Here is an 18907-nt window from a genome sequence, read left to right as displayed (position 1 = left end):
GCCCGCACCTCGGCCGGTGCTGCGGTTGCCATCAATCTCCTTTCGCGCGCCCGGAACGTGCCCCGGGCGGGGGGACGGTGCTCGCTCGCTGCGCGGCGACGCTCGCGTGAGCCGGCCGCTGAGGGCCGGGGAGCGTCGGCGACGCGCCTGCCGGCAACCGGCGGTGCGACGTCGGGCGGTCTCTCCCGGATGCGCGGCTCGCCGTCTCGGCGCGGCACCACGACGTCGGGCGCGTGGCCTGTTCAGGCGGCGTATCGCCGCCTGATGGCCCGATCACCATGCCCGACCCACCCAGCCGCGCGAGCGGTTCGCGACAGCGGCCCTCCGATGCCGCGACGGACACTCGCATTTGGTTGCCTGAGGCAAGTATGCCACAAATTGGTTGCCGCAAGCAACCTTCTCCCCGACCGTCCGTGGGTCAGGGCGCGCTCAGGCAGGTGAGGTGGAGGAGACGGCCGGCGAGTGTGTCGGCGTGAGGGCTTTCGCGGTCAGAGGGCTCTCGTCATGAAGACGCTGTGCGGGTCGGGCCGGTAGTCCGCGAAGGGCTCGCAGTAGTCGAAGCCGAACTTCTCGTACAGCTTCCTCGCCGGCAGGAAGAACTCGGCCGAGCCGGTCTCCAGGCTCAGCCGGGTGAAGCCCATGAGCCCGGCCTCGGCGAGGATGTGCGTCAGCAGCAGGGACGCGACCCCGCTCCGCTTGCGCGCCGGCGCGGTGCGCATCGACTTCAGCTCGGCGTGGGCCGCGTCCAGCCTCTTGATCGCGCCGCAGCCCACCACCGAGTCGCCGTCCCGCACCGACCAGAACGTGACCTCGGGTGCGCGCAGCCCGTCGAGGTCGAGGGCGTGCTTGCTCTCCAGCGGCGTGATGGCCCGCATCTGCTGGACGTGCTCGTGGAGGAACGCGGCGATCTGCGGGCCGGACAGGTCGTCCACGACGATGTTCATTCCGCTCCTCCGTGCTACTCGCAGGTCAGAGCGACCGTACCAAGGTTGACGAAACGGGCGCGGATGGTACTGCCGGGCTGCGCGAACACGGCGTCGGTCAGCCCGCCGGTCAGTACGAGCCAGCCGGGTTCGAGGGTGATCCCGCGCCGGGCCAGAGTCCTCCGAGGGCGCGGTGATGGGTGCCTTGGCGGTGGTCGGTTCGATCCACTACCTTCCCGCCGAGCCCGACCCGGACGTCACCGCCACCGTCCTGCACGCGGCGGGCGAACCGTCACGCCGCGGCCTCTACCCTCCGCCGGGCGGGCAGGAGGACCTCGTGCGCGCGTTCGGTGCGATCACTCCCGCTCCGCACCGTGCCGCCGTTCATACTCCTGAAGTGCGAGGGCCGCCGATGAAGTACCTGGATACCGACGAGGCCGCGCACGTCCGATCCCTGTTGCCGCGGTCGAGCCGGGTGTTCATTCCGGCCTTGGTCGATGCCGTTGCTCCAGAGCCAGAAATCTCCGATCTGTCGACCGATCCGGATGGTGTGCGGGTGCCTGACCACCGAGAATCTCGGCGCGGACGAACCACAGCAGGCCCTTGCGGCGGCGCTGGAGGAGATCGACGACTGGCGGTGGGACGTCGCTCCCTTCGACGTGGAAGCCGATCGCGGCGGTCAGGGCGGAATTCCGCACTTATGCCACAGGCACGGAGAACGCGCCGCGGCACTTGCCCGCCATGGCAGACCAGTACCGCTGCTGATCGCGACCTGGCCGACGAGACCGGTGAGGTCGACGCGCCGCGAGGCTTGCCGGACTCCCATCTCCTGTCAAGTGCGCGGCTGGAATTTCGCCGGGTCGGCCTCATACGCTGTTACGGCGGCGTTGACGGAGTAGAACGAGGAGAATTCGACAATCTTTCCATCTCCGCGGCGTACCAGGATCGGGCCGTTACCGATCAAGGAGTGGCCCATGTTGCCCATTTCCAGCGCCTGCACTGTATTATAGAAAAAGAACCAGCCATACGGTCGTTCCACCGTTTCGCTCTCTACTACAGCGACCGTGGGGCAGCCACCTTCCAAAGGGTACATATTATTCAAGTAATCTTGTACTATTCGCTTCGCCTCTGCTGCCATCACAAGCCGGATACCCCCGTCTTGAAGTAGTAGAAATTCATTTCATGCGAGAACGCTTCAGCGGATAGTTCGGTCCCCATCGTCTGGGTCTGGACATCGATATATATCGGGAACTCGCTTGTAGTCACAACATTAATTACGTGTCCCGGGGTGTTTGGCGCCACCGGGTCCCACATAAGCATTCCGGTGGTTCCATGCTTTTCCGTCGATATCCGATTTTCGATGGATTGGAGGTCGCTCGACTTGAGGTAGTCGGTCACTCCTCCCAGCCGGTAGGCTCTTCGAGTCATCGTTGGGAGTTGTTCGCTAACTTTGATCGAAAGACTCGGCCCAGCCACCCGGGGAGTGCCGTGCACTATATCGTCCAACGCGAAGGCACACTCCTTGCAGTTGTTCTTGAAGTCGCCCGGATTGACGTGAGGCAGGATTTCGCGCATATCGTCTACCGACAACGAACTTCCGCGCGCTCTCGCTTTGTCAAGAACATCGGAAATCGCCGCATAGTGTTCCCGGTAGGAATAATCCAAAAACAGTTCTCTGTCGGGAAATTTTGCAGCTTCGTGCGGTCGAAACTCAAGCAACCGGCCGCCACCTCCGACGTCTGCCGGCTCGCGCCAGAAGTCCGCAGCAGCATGGAATATTCCGATCTTTTCGACGGCTTCTCTTGCTACGCTTTCGGCGCCACCGACGTCCACACTATTCCTCACCTCTCTAAACGGCGCTCGTCACTGTTCTTAGACGACGCCCGCTTGTCGCACGCCCCTTGCGCGAGGCCCAGCCCGACCGACAGTGCTGACGGGTGTCCCCAGCGTCACGCCCAAGCCGACCACGCAGCGGCTCGCGACATCGATCGCCGCCGTGACGTACGGACGTCCGATCGGCAGCCGGTGCCGCTCGTCCACCATGATCGACCACCGTGTGATCGATCTGCACCTGTTCCCCGCAAGTCCTCGATCTCCGGTTGGGGTCCGCCCGCCGGCCCCAGCGCCCGCGCCGCGTCCGAGCCCTCCCGCGCCGACACCACTGCCACCGGATCCAGCCAGCCGATCCGCCGTTCCAGCGTCCCCCGTGACGGCGGGGGGCAACCCGCGGGCGCGGCACAGCCGGACGACCTCCTTGCGCACCGCCGTCACGAACGGCGTTGCCTACGCAAGTACCGCTGCCGGATCACCTCGGCCGGCAGCGCCTCCACCTCCCCGGGCAACCGGCCCCGGCCACGCCCACCGCTGGATCGCCCGGGAGGCAGATCCGAGACGACGCCGTCACCCTCCCGCCAACGGCGCAGCAGCACATACACCTGACGGCGTGAAAGTCCCAACTCACTGGCCGCAGAGTCGCCCGCCTCCACACCGGGCCGATCCTCCCGTGCCAACCGGCCAACCACCTCAGCACGCCGAACCGCGATGGGCCAGGCCTCGTCCGAGGCCGTCAGCACGCCCCGCTCAACGACTCGGCCGACCCGCCGTCCCAGGTCCGGCGCAGGAGGCCTCTGACCAGATCGTCGAAGAGCGCGGCGAGTTCGTCGTCGGTGATGGCGTCGGGGCGGGTCAGCACCAGATGTCCGAAGTGCTCGGCGGCGGCGACCACGGCGTGGGCCGTCCAGCGGTGATGTCGGGCGGTGGCGGCGTCCAGGTCGCGGCCCCTGCCGATGAAGTCGGCGATGGCTTCGCGTACGACCTCGCGCCCCTGCTCGATCCGGTCGAGGACGGGCGCTGGTGTCTGCGCGCCGGTGCTCAGGACGGGCGTCCAGGTCTGCGGGTTCTCTCGTACGGCCCGCGCCCACGCGCGAGCGATGTCTCGTGCGAGGTGCTTCGAGGTGAGGTGACGCGGCTGGCGGTCGAGGGCTTCGACGTACCTCACCTGGCGCCGCCGCCGGCCGGCGGCATCAAGACGCTCGGGCCGATGACGATCTACACCGGCGGCGATCACCCGTCGTCGGTGACAATGCCGGTGCGGAAGTAGCGGTCTGGCTCAGTCGTCGGCATCAGCCGTTCGGTGGAGTCACCCGAGCTCCACGCCGTGCTGCTGTTCATACTCCCGAAGTGCGGCTTCATTGGTGTAGATCGACGTGTACGGGATGAGCCGGCCGTCCTCGCGCAGTATGAGCAGGGGTCCCACCCCGGCCAGCCCCTGGTCCGGGTCACGGGTTCTCACATAGGTCGCGGTCGCGCAGGTGAACAGCCAGCCGTACGGCCTTTCGATGGTGGCCGCGTCGTCGATGACGATGTCCTCAGCGCCCTCCATAGGCGGAAACTCCCGGGCGACGTAGTCCCGGGCGATACGATCCGCCTCGTCTCTGCTTATCACTGCCAACACCGCCTCATGCCGTGCGATAGAAGTCGAACGCCTTGAAATTGTCGACGTAAACCGGACGGGTCTCTTCGAGGACCGACCCGTACTGGCCATCAAGGTAGGTCAGCCGCCCATTCACATTGGCGACGTTGAAGATATGGTTCCGCCCAGGCCCATCGTGCGCGATGATGATGCCACGCGATCCCGGATTGCTGCGGATCATGTCTTCCACGCCGTCCAGCCCGCTCAGCCCACCGTAGGTCTCGATGGCACGCGTTCGGTAGACGCCTCGCGCGAGTGGAGTCATCGAGCCCTGCAGCGGACCGGCGACAGCGGGCCTGCCGCGCAGGATGTCGTCGACGGCCAGCGCGGCCTCCGGGCAGTTTCGCATGCTTCTGAGGGTGTCGAGATTGACACTTCTCGTCGCGTTCACCTGTCTCACGGCGACCCGGAGGTCCAAGGCGGAGAGGGGACGGTCTCCGGCCTCTTCCAGCACGCGACTGACCTTCGCGTGCGCTTCCCGCATCGCCGCCTGCTCGGCCTCTGTCAGCGGCGCGGCGGCCCGGTCGAACATCTCCACGCGCTGCGGACGCAGTTCGGCGAGCGGCACCTTGCCCCGGCGTACGTCGCTGAACTTCCCGAAGTCGTCGATTCCGGCCGCTTCGTTGTCCAACCGATTCGGCCGAGCGACGCGCTTGAAGAACGGCAGGACACGGCGGAAAATCCCCGCGCTCGCCTCTGATAACAGCCGCCCCTCGGTCATCGGTCACCGTCCGGCGCAGCCCCGTGACACGGCGGAAAGCCCCCTGGCATCGCTTCACCAATCGCGGACGACACGGTCGTTCTTCAAAGGTCTAGGGCAGGGATAAGCGCTTGTCAATGAAGGCCGAAAGAGCCGGCCCGGCTGCGGAGGTACATCACACCGGCGTCGGTCGACCTGAATCCGCATGCGTCGAAGTAGAAGCGGCGCAGGTGCGGCTCGAAGTCCACGTGCAACCATTCACAGCCGGCGTCGCTGGCGGCCGCCGCCGCCCGACGGACGAGTTCGGTCCCGATCCCCAGGCGTTGGTGGTCCGGCCGCACCTTGGGATCGAGAAGAAACGCGTGGTCACCGCCGTCCCACGCCACGTTGGCGAAGCCGATCAAGGTCGCGTCGTCACGATGCGCACTCACCCAGCCGAGACTGTGCTCGCGGATCCGTTCCCACCACCCCGGCTGCACCCGGCCGCCGTGAGACGCGGTCAGCACGACCAGCGCCTCGTCGGACAACTCCGCACGCCAGCGATATTCGATCTCGAGCTCCACCCTGCGACGGTCTCACGGCCGACGAGGTCAGGCGGCTGGGCCCGTCGTCCAGAGGCGGAACTCGTGGAGGGCTTCGGCGAGGTTGGCGGGGCCGCAGGCGGCCTGGAAGGTGGTGTCGTCGGTCCAGGTCACGCACCAGTCGTCTTCGCTGCGGTGCGCCTCGCGGCGAGTGTAGGTGTCGGGGGCGAGGCCGGTGTCGGTCAGGTCGACGGTCACCTGCCAGCCGGGGTTGTCGAGAGTGGCGATGGTGATGCCGTGGCCGTGTTCCCAGTCCCCGTCGCACTGGGCGACGTACCAGGCCTGCAGCCAGGTCCACACGTCGGGCCGGTCGGGGTCATACCGAAGGTCGGGGGCCATGCCGCGAGAGTAGGCGCCGGTCCGACCGGGCGCTGCTGCCCCTCAGCCGAGGCCGAGGGGCAGCAACAGGCCTATGCCGTGACGACGGCCACCTCGACGCATTCGCCTCCGCCGTTGCTGTGGCTGCTCTTTCGCCACTCCGCCATCTCGTTCACGTTTTGAACTCCCTTGCTGCTTCGTGAAGGAAACTCATGCTTCGGGCTTCGTTGCGCGCCGACGTCCAGATGGCGTTGAACGCCATGTCGTAGCGCTCGATCTCCTCGGGTTTGTCGAGATACAAGGCACCGGTGAAGCCGTCCACATAGACCGTGGGCGGCTCTATCTCCCGACCGTCACCCGTGGTCGGGAATCGCATCATGACGAACGGCCCGGACAGGAGCCCATCGTGGAAGCCCGTCTCGAAGGGAACGACGCGGAGGGACACGTTCGGCTGGTTCGTCGCCGCGATGAGCCGTTCGAGCTGGCCCGCCATCACCTCCTCGCCGCCGACCGCACGACGTAGGACTGCTTCGTTGAACGCTACCTTCACGGTAGGCCCCGCGGTGCCCCTGGTAAGGAGTGACTGGCGCGCGATACGTACCTGGACCAACCGTTCAATGTCCTCCTCGCTTGCGTGCGGGTAGTGGGCGCGGATCAACGTCCGGGCATAGTCGGGGGTTTGGAGCAGTCCCGGTACCAGTTCGGACGTGTACCAGGAGAGTTGCGACGCGGCCTCCTCCAGGCCGATATACAGATCCAGGCTGTCTCTGATGACGTCGCCGTACGCGTGCCACCAGCCGCGGGCCTTGGTCTCCTTGGCCAGGGCCATCAGTGCCTCGGTGACGTCCGGCGGGGCGCCGTAGACGCGGCACATCGCTTCCACGTCGAGGCTGCGGAGTGAGGTCTGGCCGGTCTCGATGCGCCAGAGCTTGGTCTCGGACCACTCCAGCTTGTCCGCCGCCGTTCTTACGGTGAGACGTGCCCGATTGCGCAGTTCGCGTAGATGGCGACCGAGTTGTCTGCGTGGCACCGTCGAGCCCGTCGGTCCGTCGGTCATTGGATCCGCCTCTCACTCGCTATGGGGGATGTCTTTCACTCGTTTTGAAAGCCTCGGAGCCCTCGATTAGCAATGACATACGTCAAATGCGTGATCGTTTTGAGCTACTCCTGGTGAAGCCTTGCAGAGCGCCTTCGTCAACTGCTTCACTCAAGCACATCACGCACCGGGAAATGAGGATATCGATGGCCACCGTCATTTTGGGGGCGCTCGACATCGTCGGCCTACCTGCGGAGGTGGCGCCGGCGCGGCACTGGCTCCGTAAATTGCTCGCCGACGATCACGCGGAAATCGCCGATGACGTCGTGCTCATGGCATGCGAGGCGGTGACCAATTCGATCTGCCATTCCGACTCCGGCCGTCAGGTCCAGTACGGCGATCCGGGGACCGTCGCGCTCGTCGTTTCCGCCACTCGCGGCATAATGCGCGTCGCGGTGACCGACGCCGGCTCACGGACGAAAGTCCCGCACGTCGCCGACGACGGTCCGGACGCCGTCAACGGCCGCGGTCTGCACCTGATCGACCTGCTGAGCGGCGGCCGCTGGGGCACCTCCTGCCACGACGGCGGCCGTACGGTCTGGTTCGAGGTTCCGATCGGCCGGGGTGCGTAGGGATGCACGACGACGACCTGCTCACTCCCCGGGAGGCCGCCCGGCTGCTCCGCGTCAGCGTGCCGACCCTGGCCTGGTGGGCTCGCATCGGCGCGCTGAAGCCGGCGCTCCACACCCCCGGCGGCCACCGGCGCTACCGCCGCGCCGACGTCCTCGCCTTCCGCGAGAGCGCGGACCGCGAAGATCCCGAGCGCGAGCGCAGGGAGCAGGACGCGGTGCGCCTGTACGAGCAGGGCTGGTCGATCCGCCAGGTCGCGGACCGCTTCGACTGCGGCTACGGCGCGATGCGCCGCATCCTCATGCGCCGTACGACCCTGCGTGGCCCGAACGACCGGCACCGGCCGTACTGACCAGGGCACGCCGCCGTACGGGCCGGACAAAGGCCGAGCACGGATCTTTGGCGGGGCCGCCACGCGCCTTCCTCACGAGGTAGAGCGACAATTGTCCGGTTGGCCCTCGAAAGGAAGGTTCCACGTGTCCAACCCCCAGGCTGCAGTGGCACGTCCGGCGGTGCTCGGCGACCTCGTCCCGGGCCGCTTGGTCCGTGACGTCGCGCTCGTCGTCGGCGCGGCCGTGTTCGTCGGTATCGCCGCGCAGATCAGTGTGCCGTTGCCGGGTACCCCGGTGCCGGTGAGCGGGCAGACGTTCGCCGTGCTGCTCTCCGGCGCCGCGCTCGGGCTGAACCGTTCGGCCATCTCGATGGCCCTGTACGCGCTCGCCGGCACGCTCGGCGTGCCGTGGTTCGCCCCGGGTGCCCCCTCCGGCTGGCACTTCGCCTCGTACGGCTACATCCTCGGATTCGTGCTGGCGGGCGCGGTCGTGGGTGCGCTGGCCGCACGCGGCGGTGACCGGTCGCCGCTGCGCACCGTCCTGACGATGACGTTGGGCACCGTGCTCATCTACGCCGTGGGCGTGCCGTGGCTGATGGCCATGACCCACTCCGGCTTCGGCGCCGCCCTCTCGATGGGCGTCCGTCCGTTCCTCATCGGTGACGCGCTGAAGGTGCTGCTCGCCGCGGGTCTGTTGCCCGCCGCGTGGCGACTCGTGCGCCGCTGATCTTCGGTGAACCGGCCCGGCGGATCTCGCCGGGCCGTTTCGCGTTGAGGCCGGGCTTGAACCTCACACTGGTGTGAAGTCTTACCGTCCCGGCATGACGAACACCACGGAGAACGAGCTCTTCGACTACAGCCCGATCACCGAGCAGCCGGCGATCAGCTGGCCCGGCGGCGCCAGAGTCGCCGTCTACGTCGGGCTCAACATCGAGCACTTCCTGATCGACCGCCCGTCCACCAGCATCTGGCCCGGCACGGTGGACCTGGTCCCCGACGCCCTCAACCACGGCTGGCGCGACTACGGGGTACGGGTCGGCATCTGGCGCACGATCGAAAGCCTCGACCGGCACGGCATCCGGCCGAGCGTGCTGCTGAACTCCGAGGTCGCCGACCACTATCCCCAGATCATCAAGGCGGGCCTGGACCGGGACTGGGCCTGGCTGGCGCACGGGCGGACCAACTCGATCCTCCACACCGGCATGGACCGCGACGAGGAGCGCTGCGTCCTCACCGAGATCGTCGACACCATCACCGCCGCCACCGGCCGCCGGCCGCACGGCTGGATGGGACCAGGACTGACCGAGACGTTCAACACCGCCGAGTTGCTCGCCGAACTCGGTCTGTCGTACGTGCTCGACTGGACCAACGACGACCAGCCCTACCGGTTGAACGTGCCCGGCATGATCAGCGTCCCGTACTCGGTGGAGCTCAACGACCTGAACCTCTTCGGCAAGGGCACCACCGGGCCGGAGTTCGTGCAGATCGTCAAGGACCAGTACGAGCAGTTGAGCGCCGACTCCGCGCACAGCGGCCGGGTGATGGCGCTGGCCCTGCACCCGTTCGTCACCGGCCAGGCGTTCCGGGCCAAGTATCTCGACCAGGCGCTGGAGTACCTCGCCGGACGACCCGACGCATGGGTGACCACGAGCGACGAGATCGCCGAGCACTACGTGCGCACCTCCGCCGAGACGCGGTGAGACTCATCGCGTGCCGAGGGCGGCGACGCCGCCGACGTACAGGTGGGCACCTCCCGGGCCGGTCTCGGCCGTGATGGAGGAGGGGGATCCGACGGCGTCGCCCATGTCGACGGTGACGGTGGTGAAGCCCTGGTGGGACAGGTGGGCGGCCAGACAGCCCGTGCTGTTGGCGTTGGCGATGTCCTCGGGAACGCCGATCGACGGGGCGAACATGCGTGCGGCGGCGTGCCCGTCCGCGGTGGGGACGGTATGGACGTAGCAACCGAGCAGGCCGAGACGGTCGCAGGCGTCGCGCAGCCGGTCCAGGTCGGGAGCGAGGGCGGCCAGGTCCGCGCGGGTGGGGACCGGGATGAGCATCCGGGGCCGTCCCACGGAGGCGACGACGGCCGGCCCGGCGACCGCCGGAAAGAGGGGAAGGACCAGGTCGCGTTCTCGTGCGGTGGTGACCCGGAGCGTGACCGGGCCCGGATCGAACGACGCCTCGAACCCCTCGGACCGCCGCACGGCCCGGCCGCTGAAGGAGCGCCCGCCCGCGTACAGGGTGGTCCGGTACTCCGGCAGACCGGACCGCTCGGCGAGAACCGCGAGCGCCGCGACCGTTCCGTGGCCGCAGGCGGGAAGCTCGCCCTCGGCGGTGAAGAATCGCAGCGCCACCCGCCCGTCGCGGACGGAGAAGAACACGGCATGCGAGGCGCTCCACGCCGCCGGCACGGCGCGCCGCTCGTCGTCGGTGAACGGACCGTCCGGCACGACGGCGGTCGGGCTGCCGCCCCGGCCGTCGCGCAGACAGGCATGCACGATCACGGTACGACGCTCAGGACTCGAAGTGGCGGGCCAGGTAACCGGTGATGAGCTGCTCCGCCTCGGCGAGCAGAGCCGGGTCGCCGTCGCGTTCGGTGCGGAAGGCCAGCTTCAGCACGGCGTCGGCGGCCTCGACGGCCACCGCGAGGGCGCGGGAGAACTCCTCGGTGTCGGGCACCTCGAACGCCTCGACCAGCAGGCCGCGCAGCCGGTCGGCGACGACCGCGTTGTTCTCCGCGCCGCCGTCGAGGAGCCGGACGTCGGCGATGTCGCCGAAGCGCAGCACGCGGAAGCCGGGGACGGTGCGGTGCATGTCCACGAAGATCTCGATGACCGTGCCGACCGCGTCGTACCAGTGCGGGAAGCCGCCCTCGGCCAGGCCGCGGGCCACCCGCTCGCCGAACATCTCCAGGTTGCGGAGCGCGAGCTCCTGCGCGATCGCCCGCTTGTCGGGGAAGAACTGGTAGACCGAGCCGATCGCGACGTCCGCGCGCTGGGCGACCTTGGTCGTGGAGAGGCCGTCGTAGCCGTTCTCGTCCAGGATGTCCGCGCAGGCGTCCAGCATGCGCTGCACCCGCTCGGCGCTGCGTCGCTGAGCGGGCCTGCGTCTCAGTGCCGAGGTATCCGTCGTCACACGTACAATCATGCCTTTTCCAGTGGCACACCGGCCCCGTAGGATCCGAAACCTCCTCACATTTCCGGGAGGTCGCGATGACGCCGGTACGGGGGTCGACGTCCGAGTTCCAGTGGGGTGTCGCCACCGCGGCGTTCCAGATCGAGGGGGCGACCGGCGAGGACGGCCGGGGCGCGTCGGTCTGGGACACCTTCTGCCGCGCACCGGGACGGATCCGCGACGGGCACACCGCCGACGTCGCCTGCGACCACTACCACCGCTGGCCGGAGGACCTCGACCTGATCGCCGGCCTCGGCGCGCGGGCGTACCGGTTCTCCATCGCGTGGCCGCGCGTGCAGCCGGACGGCTCCGGGCCGGTCAACGCCAAGGGCCTGGACTTCTACGACCGGCTCGTGGACGGGCTGGCCGAGCGTGGCCTGAACGCCACGGCGACGCTGTTCCACTGGGACCTGCCTCAGCCGCTCGAGGACGCCGGTGGGTGGCTGAACCGCGACACGGCCGCCCGGTTCGCCGAGTACGCCGCGATCGTCGCCGAACGGCTGGCCGACCGCGTCGCGCTGTGGATCACGCTGAACGAGCCGATGGTCGTCATGGCCTACGGGTACGCGTTCGGCGTGTACGCCCCGGGCCGGACGCTCATGCTCGGCGCGCTGCCCGTCGCGCACCACCAGCTCCTCGGGCACGGCCTCGCCGTGGAGGCGCTGCGCGGCGCCGGCGCCCGGTCGGTCGGGATCGCCAACCACTACACGCCCGGGCGGGCGGCGAGCGACCGGCCCGAGGACGCCGCCGCCACCCAGGCGTTCGACAACCTGCTGAACTGGCAGTTCACCGACCCGATCCTGCGCGGCGGCTACCCGGACCTCGGCGTGGACCTGCCGCACGTACACGACGGCGACCTCGCGGTCGTCTCCGCGCCCATCGACGTCCTGGGCGTCAACTACTACAACCCGGTCGGCGTCGCGGCGCCCGCCGAGGGTGACGAGCTGCCGTTCGCGATGACCGACGTGCCCGGGGCGCCGCCGGTGACCGGGATGGGCTGGCCGGTCGTCCCCGCCGCGCTGCACCGGCTGCTGACCACGTTGAAGAGCCGGTACGGCGACGCGCTCCCGCCGATCCAGATCACCGAGAGCGGCTGCTCCTACGACGAGGCGCTCGACGACCGGCCGCGCATCGACTACCTGTCCGCCCACGTCGACGCCGTACGGGCCGCGATGAACGACGGCGTGGACGTGCGCGGCTACTACGTCTGGTCGCTGCTGGACAACTTCGAGTGGGCCGAGGGGTATCACCCGAGGTTCGGCCTGGTCCACGTCGACTACGCGACCCAGCGGCGCACGCCGCGCGCCTCCTACGCGTGGTATCGCGACCTGATCGCCGCCTCGGGGCCGGACGGCCGGCCCCGCCGTCGGTAGCGGCTCGGGGACACGCCGGCGATGCGGGTGAAGGCGTGGCTGAACGAACTCTCCGATGCGTACCCGAGGCGCTCGGCCAGTGCGGCGACCGTCGTGTCGGTCTCGCGTAGCGCTCGCTCCGCGAGGCGGACACGCCAGTGCGACAGGTAGGTCAGCGGGGGCTGACCCGAGACCTCGCGGAACCGGTGGGCGAAATGGCTGCGCGACATCCCTGCCGCCGTGGCCAGGTCGGCGAGCCCCCAGGCGCGACCGGGGTCGGCGTGCATGAGAGATACGGCCGGACGCAGTCGTGGATCCGCGAGCAGGCGAAGCCAGCCGGGATGTGAGACGGCCTCGCCCCGAAGACCGATGCGCAGGACCTGGAGCAGGAGGAGCTGCGCGTGCTGATCTATGGCGAAGCGTGCGCCCGGATTGTCGCTCGCGGTCTCGGCCATGATCTGTTCGAGCAGGCGACGCATCTCCGCCGCTTCGGTGCTGGCCGCGCTCGCGTGGGTCACGCCGGGCAGAGCCGACGTGAAGAGGCTCGCCGCGGCCGGGTCGAAATCCACGTGCCCGCCGATGATCACGACGTCGTCGCCGCTGCCGGGCCGGCCACGGTGATCCTGCTCCGAGGTGCGGATCTCCGCTGCCTCGGCCGGGCGTAGCCGTGGATCGCTGCAGAGCACCGTGGAGCCGACACCGTTGAGCACGACGGCGTCTCCGGCGACGAGTCGCGACGGAGGGCCGTCGTCGACGATCAGCCAGCAGGAGCCCCGGACGACGGCGTCCAGCTTGACCGGAGCGTCCGGCCGGAACCGGAACGCCCACTCTCCACCGGCCCGGAGCTCGCCCGAGATCAGGCAGCGGGCGTTGACCAGCGCGAGCATCTCCGAGAGGGGATCGGGCATCACCATCGGACTCTAGCGCAAGAATTCGCCACTCTGGAGCATTCAAAGTCCACATCGGCGCGACCAGACTTGCCTTCGCGACAGTGAACCTCGATACCCGAAAGCAAGGTCCGCGATGAGGCACATCACTTTCAGGAACGGAAGCCGCGACATCGCGGGGATCCTTCATCTTCCCGCCGGCTTCGAGGAGGGCAGGAGATACCCGGCGATCGTCTGCGTCCATCCGGGCAGCAGCGTGAAGGAGCAGACGGCGGGCGTCTACGCCGGACACATGGCGGAGAACGGATACGTGGCGCTTGCCTTTGACGCCTCTTTCCAGGGCGAAAGCGGCGGCGAACCGAGATACGCGGAGGACCCGGCCGCCCGTGTGGAGGACATTCGATGCGCCGTCGACTTCCTGACGACCCTGGACCATGTGGACGAGGACCGGATCGGCGTACTCGGCATCTGCGCAGGAGGCGGATACGCGGTCAACGCGGCCATGACGGAACACCGGATCAAGGCGGTCGGCACGGTCGTGGCGGTCAACATCGGCCGAGCACGCCGGACGGCCGGCGGCCCGGGCTCCGGGATCGAGATGCTGGAAGCGGTCGGGAGGCAGCGGACGATCGAGGCCCGCGGAGGAGAGCCACTGATCACGAACTGGATTCCCGACAGCCCGAAAGAGGCGGAAGAGGCCGGCATCACCGGCCTCGATTCGCTCGAGGCCGTCGACTACTACCGGACTCCGCGAGGCCGGCACGAGCGCGCGTCCAACCGGCTCCGTTTCACGAGCGTCGCGTCGGTTCTGGCGTTCGACGCCTTTCATCTCGTAGAAGAACTGCTGACACAACCCCTGCAGATCATCGTGGGGAACAGAATCGGAGAGTTCGGCTCGTACGAAGACGGACACGAACTGTTCCAGCGGGCGACCTGCGAGAAGGACCTGTTCGTCATCGATGGCGCGAGCCACTATGACCTGTACGACCGGCCCGATCCCGTCGGCCGGGCCGTCGACAGGCTCACGGCCTTCTACGGAGACCACCTCGCCGCCGCCTCAGGGCCGAGCGGTCAGCCCCGTACAGCGTCGTAGGGCGTTCCACTTGGTCAGCGCCTGCACCCGTGCGGCGCCGGTGAGCAGCCGCGGCACGCCGCCGGAGATCGTCCCGGGCCGCCACTGCGCCTTGAGGACCTTGCGCCCGCTGAGCGTCACCTCGAGGATGCCGGTGTCGGCGGTCTTGCCGCTGGCGGCGTAGAAGAAGAAGTTGCCCATGCCGTAGTCGATGTAGCGGCCGTGGAAGAACCCTCCGCCCAGCGGGATGTGGGCGTGGCCGCCGACGATCACGTCCGCGCCCGCGTGCACGAGCTGGTTCGCGAGGTGCTTCTGGCGCGGCAGCGGGCAGGGCTCGAGCTCCTGACCCCAGTGCAGGTAGACGATGACCGCGTCGGCCTGCTTGCGCGCCTTGCGCACCTCCTGGATCAGGCGCGGGGCGTTCTTGGCCGAGGCGAGCCCACCGTGGGTGTTCGTGGCCGACCAGGCGCTGATCAGGTTGTCGTCGAGCACCTGGGTCGCGCCGATCACCGCGAGCCGGGTGCCCTTGACCGTCGCGTAGTACGGCTTGTACGCCTCGGCGGCGTTCTTGCCGATGCCGACGACCGGGTAGCCGGACCGTTTGATCGCCGCGAGCGAGTCGGCGAGCCCCACCTCGCCGAAGTCCATGCCGTGGTTGTTGGCCATGGACACCACGTCGACGCCGGCCGCCTTCAGCGCGGTGAACGCGCTGGCCGGAGCGCGGAAGTTGTACTGCTTGGGCGCCTTCGTCCCTCGCGTGGTGATCGCCGTCTCCAGGTTCACCATCGTGAAGTCGGCCCTCTTGAGCCACGGGATGGTCGGCCCGAGCGCGGTGCTCGGGGTGGCCAGCCGGGAGGAGAGCTGGGCGTAGAAGTGCGTGTCACCGGCGAACGCGATGGTGATCGGCTCCTTGGCCGCCTCCACCCGCGCCGAGGGCGAACCGGACGCCGACGGGGTCAGCTTCATCGGCGGCATGTTGGCGTCGCTCTTGTCGCTACAGGCCGCCGCGCCGGCCGCCAGGGTGACCACAACGGCCACGGCGACAGGCAGCGGGAATCGCCGCATCACGTTCACCACCTCGGGGTAGATCGCACAGAATGCCACGTCCGGGGCCCTTGACGCCTCTTCGCGGCCACGTAGCGTGCGGGAAGGCCGTTGTACCAGGAGGGGCGTTTTGCTGGATATTGCACGTCTTCGTGGGGAAACACCGGGTTGCGCGGAGGTTGTCCACTTCAACAACGCCGGGGCCGCGCTGCAGCCGCGGCCGGTACTGGACACGATCCGTGCCCACCTCGACGCCGAGGCGTTGATGGGCGGATACGAGGCGGCCGACGCCGCTACGGACCGGCTGACCGGCGCGTACGCCTCGCTGGCCCGGCTCGTCGGCGCCCACCCGGACGAGATCGCCATCACCGAGAACGCCACCCGCGCCTGGGACACCGCCTTCTACGGCACCCGCTTCCGGCCCGGTGACCGGGTGCTCACCTCCGCCAGCGAGTACGGCAGCAACGCGATCGCCTTCCTGCACGCCGCCCGCGACCGCGGCCTGAAGGTCGAGGTGCTGCCCGACGACGAGCACGGCCAGGTCTCCCTCGACGCGCTCGCCGCCACGCTGGACGACGACGTACGGCTCGTCGCGGTCAACCACGTGCCGACCCACGACGGGCTGGTCAACCCGGTCGCCGAGATCGGCCGCCTGACCCGCGCGTCCGGTGCGCTGTTCCTCGTCGACGCCTGCCAGTCCGTCGGGCAGCTCGCGGTGGACGTGGAGGAGATCGACTGTGACTTCCTGTCGGCCACGGGCCGCAAGTTCCTGCGCGGACCGCGCGGCGTCGGCTTCCTCTACGTACGGCGAGCCGCGCTGGAGCGGATCGCCCCGACCTTCCTGGACGACCGGAGCGCCGAGTGGACCGGGCCGGACTCCTACACGATGCGCGACGACGCCCGCCGGTTCGAGAGCTACGAACGGTCGGCGGCGCTCCAGCTCGGCCTCGGGGCGGCGGCGGACTACGCCCTGGCGCTCGGGACGGAGGAGATCGAACGGCGGGTGACGGCGCTCGCGGAGACGCTGCGCAGCGCCCTCACCGAGGTGCCCGGCGTCACGGTCCACGACCGGGGCGCGCGCCGGTCCGGCATCGTGACCTTCACCCGGCAGGGCCACGCGTCGGCGGACATCGTCGCCGCGCTCGCCCGCCAGAAGATCAACGTACGGCTGTCCGCGCAGACCTACCGGTACGACGGAGGCGCCACACCACCGCCCCGCGTCCGCGCGTCGGTCCACTACTACAACACCGAGGAGGAGATCTCCCGGCTCGTCGAGGCCCTCTGACCTGCGGTCGAGCGCCCGGCGGGCACAGAAACTGATATTGCTCATTGTCTTGAATGATTCAGGTTTAGCGCATACGCTCGGTCATGTGAAGGACACGGGACACCCGCACGGGGCCGCCGCCGAGCTGCGCTCGGCCGGGCTCAGGGTGACGGCCGCCCGGCTCGCCATCCTCGACGCGGTGCGCGCCGGCGACCATCTGGACGTCGACGCGGTCACCTCTCAGGTACGCGAGCGGCTCGGCCACGTCTCGTTCCAGGCCGTCTACGAGGCGTTGCACGCGTTCACCGCGACCGGGCTCGTACGGCGGATCGAACCCGCGGGAAGCCCGACGCGCTTCGAGTGCCGGGTCGGAGACAACCACCATCACCTCGTCTGCCGACAGTGCGGCCGCGTCACGGACGTCGACTGCACGGCCGGGGAGGCGCCGTGCCTCGAACCCGCCGATGACGCCGGATTCCTGGTGGACGAGGCGGACGTCACCTTCTGGGGTTTCTGTCCTGACTGCCGTCGGGACTCTGAGGAAGGAAGTACGCATGACTGACCAGAGGCCGATCACGACCACTGACGCCGGCATTCCCGCGCCCAGTGACCACGACTCCCTTTCCGTGGGGCCGAACGGGCCGCTGCTGCTCCAGGATCACTACCTGATCCAGAAGATGGCGCAGTTCAACCGCGAGCGGGTGCCCGAGCGCGTCGTTCACGCCAAGGGCGGCGGCGCCTTCGGCTTCATGGAGATCACCGAGGACGTCAGCCAGTTCACCAAGGCCAAGCTCTTCCAGAAGGGCGCCCGCACCGACCTGCTGCTGCGGTTCTCCACGGTCGCGGGCGAACTCGGCTTCCCCGACACGGTCCGCGACCCGCGGGGCTTCGCGCTGAAGTTCTACACCGAGGACGGCAACTACGACCTCGTCGGCAACAACACGCCGGTCTTCTTCATCCGCGACCCGTCGAAGTTCTCCGACTTCATCCACTCGCAGAAGCGCCGGTCCGACAACCACCTGCACGACCACAACATGCAGTGGGACTTCTGGACGCTGCGTCCCGAGTCCGCGCACCAGGTGACCCTCCTGATGTCGGACCGCGGCACGCCGTACTCCTGGCGCCACATGAACGGCTACGGCAGCCACACCTTCATGTGGATCAACGCCGCCGGTGAGAAGTTCTGGGTGAAGTACCACTTCAAGACCGACCAGGGCATCAAGAACTTCACCGACGCCGAGGCGGCCGAACGGACGGCGGTCGACCGCGACCTGCACCTTCGCGACCTGAGCCAGGCCATCAGCGCGGGCGACCACCCGTCGTGGACGGTGCAGGTGCAGGTCATGCCGTTCGAGGACGCCGCCGGCTACCGGTTCAACCCGTTCGACCTGACCAAGGTCTGGCCGCACGGCGACTACCCGCCGATCACCATCGGCCGGTTCGTGCTGAACCGGAACCCGGATGACTACTTCACCCAGATCGAGCAGGCCGCGTTCGAGCCGGCCAACATGGTGCCCGGCATCGCGCCGAGCCCGGACAAGATGCTCCAGGGCCGGCTGTTCTCCTACCCGGACGCCCACCGCTACCGGATCGGCCCGAACTACCTGCAGCTCCCGGTCAACCGGCCGAAGGTGCCCGTCCACTCCTACAACAAGGACGGCGCCATGCGGTACGAGAACTACGGCGACCCGGTGTACGCGCCGAACACCGTGGGCGGCCCGCAGGCCGACCCGTCGCTGTACGAGGGCGAGAGCTACAGCGTCACCGGCGAGATCGTCCGCGCCGCGTACACCCTGCACGCCGAGGACGACGACTACGGCCAGCCGCGCGCGCTGTACGACGACGTCATGTCCGACACCGACCGCGCCAACCTCGCGGGCAACATCGTCGGCCACGCCTCCCGCCCGGAGGTCACCGCCGAGATGAAGACGCGCGTCGTGGAGTACTGGCGCAACGTCTCCAAGTCCCTGGGCGACGACGTCGCCAAGGGCCTGGGCGTCAACGGGAGCTGAGTCTCCCCCTCCCCCCGAGGGAAGGGGCGGCCCGCACGTGCGGGCCGCCCTTTTCCGGCTCTTTACCTGTTCTGTTCGGTCGTGATCACGCCGTGTGACGCGCACTGACCC

23 protein-coding genes are annotated in these 18907 nt (G+C 68.6%); 9 read left to right on the top strand and 14 right to left on the bottom strand.

Going from position 1 to position 18907, the window contains the following annotated elements:
• Positions 1-488: 488 nt before the first annotated feature.
• The 10 genes from QSK37_RS46420 to QSK37_RS46380 form a co-directional block, all read right to left on the bottom strand.
• Positions 489-944, bottom strand: a complete 456-nt coding sequence (locus QSK37_RS46420) for a GNAT family N-acetyltransferase (RefSeq protein WP_285634970.1) — start codon at positions 942-944, stop codon at positions 489-491.
• 811 nt (positions 945-1755) lie between these two features.
• Positions 1756-2061, bottom strand: coding sequence for a YrhB domain-containing protein (locus QSK37_RS46415; protein WP_285634967.1), 306 nt, complete (start codon positions 2059-2061; stop codon positions 1756-1758).
• Positions 2061-2756, bottom strand: a complete 696-nt coding sequence (locus QSK37_RS46410) for a toxin glutamine deamidase domain-containing protein (RefSeq protein WP_285634964.1) — start codon at positions 2754-2756, stop codon at positions 2061-2063. Before QSK37_RS46410 ends, QSK37_RS46415 begins: the two co-directional genes overlap by 1 nt.
• A gap of 733 nt (positions 2757-3489) precedes the next feature.
• Entirely contained in the window at positions 3490-3921 is a 432-nt protein-coding gene (locus tag QSK37_RS46405; RefSeq protein ID WP_285634961.1) for a hypothetical protein, read from the bottom strand.
• 141 nt (positions 3922-4062) lie between these two features.
• Positions 4063-4368, bottom strand: coding sequence for a YrhB domain-containing protein (locus QSK37_RS46400; RefSeq protein ID WP_285635358.1), 306 nt, complete (start codon positions 4366-4368; stop codon positions 4063-4065).
• Positions 4369-4381: 13 nt separating this feature from the next.
• Positions 4382-5116, bottom strand: coding sequence for a toxin glutamine deamidase domain-containing protein (locus QSK37_RS46395; RefSeq protein WP_285634958.1), 735 nt, complete (start codon positions 5114-5116; stop codon positions 4382-4384).
• Positions 5117-5229: 113 nt separating this feature from the next.
• Positions 5230-5658, bottom strand: coding sequence for a GNAT family N-acetyltransferase (locus QSK37_RS46390; RefSeq protein ID WP_285634955.1), 429 nt, complete (start codon positions 5656-5658; stop codon positions 5230-5232).
• Positions 5659-5685: 27 nt separating this feature from the next.
• Complete coding sequence (locus QSK37_RS46385; protein ID WP_285634953.1) at positions 5686-6015, bottom strand: immunity 53 family protein; 330 nt, start codon at positions 6013-6015, stop codon at positions 5686-5688.
• Between the two features lie 71 nt (positions 6016-6086).
• Positions 6087-6161: a DUF397 domain-containing protein gene (locus tag QSK37_RS51975; RefSeq protein ID WP_432705672.1), complete on the bottom strand. Its 75-nt coding sequence runs from the start codon at positions 6159-6161 to the stop codon at positions 6087-6089.
• Positions 6162-6166: 5 nt separating this feature from the next.
• Positions 6167-7051 (bottom strand): helix-turn-helix domain-containing protein, encoded by an 885-nt coding sequence (locus QSK37_RS46380; RefSeq protein ID WP_285634952.1) that lies wholly within the window; start codon positions 7049-7051, stop codon positions 6167-6169.
• An 86-nt stretch (positions 7052-7137) separates the two neighbouring features.
• Here QSK37_RS46380 and QSK37_RS46375 point away from each other — a divergent pair, with 86 nt between their 5' ends.
• From QSK37_RS46375 to QSK37_RS46360, 4 genes are all read left to right on the top strand, one after another.
• Positions 7138-7662, top strand: a complete 525-nt coding sequence (locus tag QSK37_RS46375; RefSeq protein ID WP_285634950.1) for an ATP-binding protein — start codon at positions 7138-7140, stop codon at positions 7660-7662.
• 2 nt (positions 7663-7664) lie between these two features.
• Entirely contained in the window at positions 7665-8012 is a 348-nt protein-coding gene (locus QSK37_RS46370; protein WP_285634947.1) for a helix-turn-helix domain-containing protein, read from the top strand.
• Positions 8013-8136: 124 nt separating this feature from the next.
• Positions 8137-8718, top strand: coding sequence for a biotin transporter BioY (locus QSK37_RS46365; RefSeq protein WP_285634946.1), 582 nt, complete (start codon positions 8137-8139; stop codon positions 8716-8718).
• Positions 8719-8812: 94 nt separating this feature from the next.
• The gene (locus QSK37_RS46360; protein ID WP_285634943.1) at positions 8813-9691 is read left to right on the top strand and encodes a polysaccharide deacetylase family protein; all 879 of its coding nucleotides are present in this window, start codon (positions 8813-8815) and stop codon (positions 9689-9691) included.
• A gap of 3 nt (positions 9692-9694) precedes the next feature.
• On the opposite strand, the gene QSK37_RS46355 is transcribed toward QSK37_RS46360, so the two are convergent.
• Together QSK37_RS46355 and QSK37_RS46350 are read right to left on the bottom strand one after the other, a co-directional pair.
• On the bottom strand, positions 9695-10495 hold the full coding sequence (locus QSK37_RS46355; protein ID WP_285634940.1) for a PhzF family phenazine biosynthesis protein: 801 nt from the start codon (positions 10493-10495) through the stop codon (positions 9695-9697).
• Positions 10496-10505: 10 nt separating this feature from the next.
• A complete protein-coding gene (locus tag QSK37_RS46350; protein WP_285584632.1) occupies positions 10506-11057 on the bottom strand; it encodes a TetR/AcrR family transcriptional regulator in 552 nt (183 codons plus the stop codon).
• 146 nt (positions 11058-11203) lie between these two features.
• On the opposite strand from QSK37_RS46350, the gene QSK37_RS46345 reads away from it, so the two are divergent.
• The gene (locus tag QSK37_RS46345; RefSeq protein WP_285634937.1) at positions 11204-12538 is read left to right on the top strand and encodes a GH1 family beta-glucosidase; all 1335 of its coding nucleotides are present in this window, start codon (positions 11204-11206) and stop codon (positions 12536-12538) included.
• Here the strand turns inward: QSK37_RS46345 and QSK37_RS46340 are convergent.
• Complete coding sequence (locus tag QSK37_RS46340; protein WP_285634933.1) at positions 12475-13425, bottom strand: AraC family transcriptional regulator; 951 nt, start codon at positions 13423-13425, stop codon at positions 12475-12477. The two genes, QSK37_RS46345 and QSK37_RS46340, sit on opposite strands and share 64 nt — an antisense overlap.
• Before the next feature lie 115 nt (positions 13426-13540).
• Between QSK37_RS46340 and QSK37_RS46335 the strand changes: the two genes are divergently transcribed.
• Positions 13541-14497 carry an alpha/beta hydrolase gene (locus QSK37_RS46335; RefSeq protein WP_285634930.1) on the top strand — a complete coding sequence of 319 codons (957 nt, stop codon included), beginning with the start codon at positions 13541-13543 and terminating at the stop codon, positions 14495-14497.
• Here the strand turns inward: QSK37_RS46335 and QSK37_RS46330 are convergent.
• A complete protein-coding gene (locus tag QSK37_RS46330) occupies positions 14462-15580 on the bottom strand; it encodes a CapA family protein (RefSeq protein ID WP_285634927.1) in 1119 nt (372 codons plus the stop codon). The two genes, QSK37_RS46335 and QSK37_RS46330, sit on opposite strands and share 36 nt — an antisense overlap.
• 70 nt (positions 15581-15650) lie before the next feature.
• Here QSK37_RS46330 and QSK37_RS46325 point away from each other — a divergent pair, with 70 nt between their 5' ends.
• The 3 genes from QSK37_RS46325 (at position 15651) to QSK37_RS46315 (ending at position 18796) form a co-directional block, all read left to right on the top strand.
• On the top strand, positions 15651-16805 hold the full coding sequence (locus tag QSK37_RS46325) for an aminotransferase class V-fold PLP-dependent enzyme (RefSeq protein ID WP_285634924.1): 1155 nt from the start codon (positions 15651-15653) through the stop codon (positions 16803-16805).
• Positions 16806-16890: 85 nt separating this feature from the next.
• A complete protein-coding gene (locus tag QSK37_RS46320) occupies positions 16891-17346 on the top strand; it encodes a Fur family transcriptional regulator (protein WP_285634921.1) in 456 nt (151 codons plus the stop codon).
• Positions 17339-18796, top strand: coding sequence for a catalase (locus QSK37_RS46315; protein ID WP_285634919.1), 1458 nt, complete (start codon positions 17339-17341; stop codon positions 18794-18796). Before QSK37_RS46320 ends, QSK37_RS46315 begins: the two co-directional genes overlap by 8 nt.
• Positions 18797-18907 lie beyond the last annotated feature (111 nt).

The sequence above is a fragment of the Actinoallomurus iriomotensis genome, from assembly GCF_030269445.1.
Classification (GTDB): domain Bacteria; phylum Actinomycetota; class Actinomycetes; order Streptosporangiales; family Streptosporangiaceae; genus Actinoallomurus; species Actinoallomurus iriomotensis.
This window is presented reverse-complemented; position numbering and strand designations above follow the sequence as displayed.

Bases quoted from the DNA above. Each gene is read 5' to 3' on its own strand.
- QSK37_RS46420 (WP_285634970.1), bottom strand. From the start codon at position 944: ATGAACATCGTCGTGGACGACCTGTCCGGCCCGCAGATCGCCGCGTTC.
- QSK37_RS46415 (WP_285634967.1), bottom strand. From the start codon at position 2,061: ATGGCAGCAGAGGCGAAGCGAATAGTACAAGATTACTTGAATAATATG.
- QSK37_RS46395 (WP_285634958.1), bottom strand. From the start codon at position 5,116: ATGACCGAGGGGCGGCTGTTATCAGAGGCGAGCGCGGGGATTTTCCGC.
- QSK37_RS46385 (WP_285634953.1), bottom strand. From the start codon at position 6,015: ATGGCCCCCGACCTTCGGTATGACCCCGACCGGCCCGACGTGTGGACC.
- QSK37_RS46380 (WP_285634952.1), bottom strand. From the start codon at position 7,051: ATGACCGACGGACCGACGGGCTCGACGGTGCCACGCAGACAACTCGGT.
- QSK37_RS46375 (WP_285634950.1), top strand. From the start codon at position 7,138: ATGCGTGATCGTTTTGAGCTACTCCTGGTGAAGCCTTGCAGAGCGCCT.
- QSK37_RS46370 (WP_285634947.1), top strand. From the start codon at position 7,665: ATGCACGACGACGACCTGCTCACTCCCCGGGAGGCCGCCCGGCTGCTC.
- QSK37_RS46360 (WP_285634943.1), top strand. From the start codon at position 8,813: ATGACGAACACCACGGAGAACGAGCTCTTCGACTACAGCCCGATCACC.
- QSK37_RS46350 (WP_285584632.1), bottom strand. From the start codon at position 11,057: ATGCTGGACGCCTGCGCGGACATCCTGGACGAGAACGGCTACGACGGC.
- QSK37_RS46345 (WP_285634937.1), top strand. From the start codon at position 11,204: ATGACGCCGGTACGGGGGTCGACGTCCGAGTTCCAGTGGGGTGTCGCC.
- QSK37_RS46340 (WP_285634933.1), bottom strand. From the start codon at position 13,425: ATGCCCGATCCCCTCTCGGAGATGCTCGCGCTGGTCAACGCCCGCTGC.
- QSK37_RS46335 (WP_285634930.1), top strand. From the start codon at position 13,541: ATGAGGCACATCACTTTCAGGAACGGAAGCCGCGACATCGCGGGGATC.
- QSK37_RS46315 (WP_285634919.1), top strand. From the start codon at position 17,339: ATGACTGACCAGAGGCCGATCACGACCACTGACGCCGGCATTCCCGCG.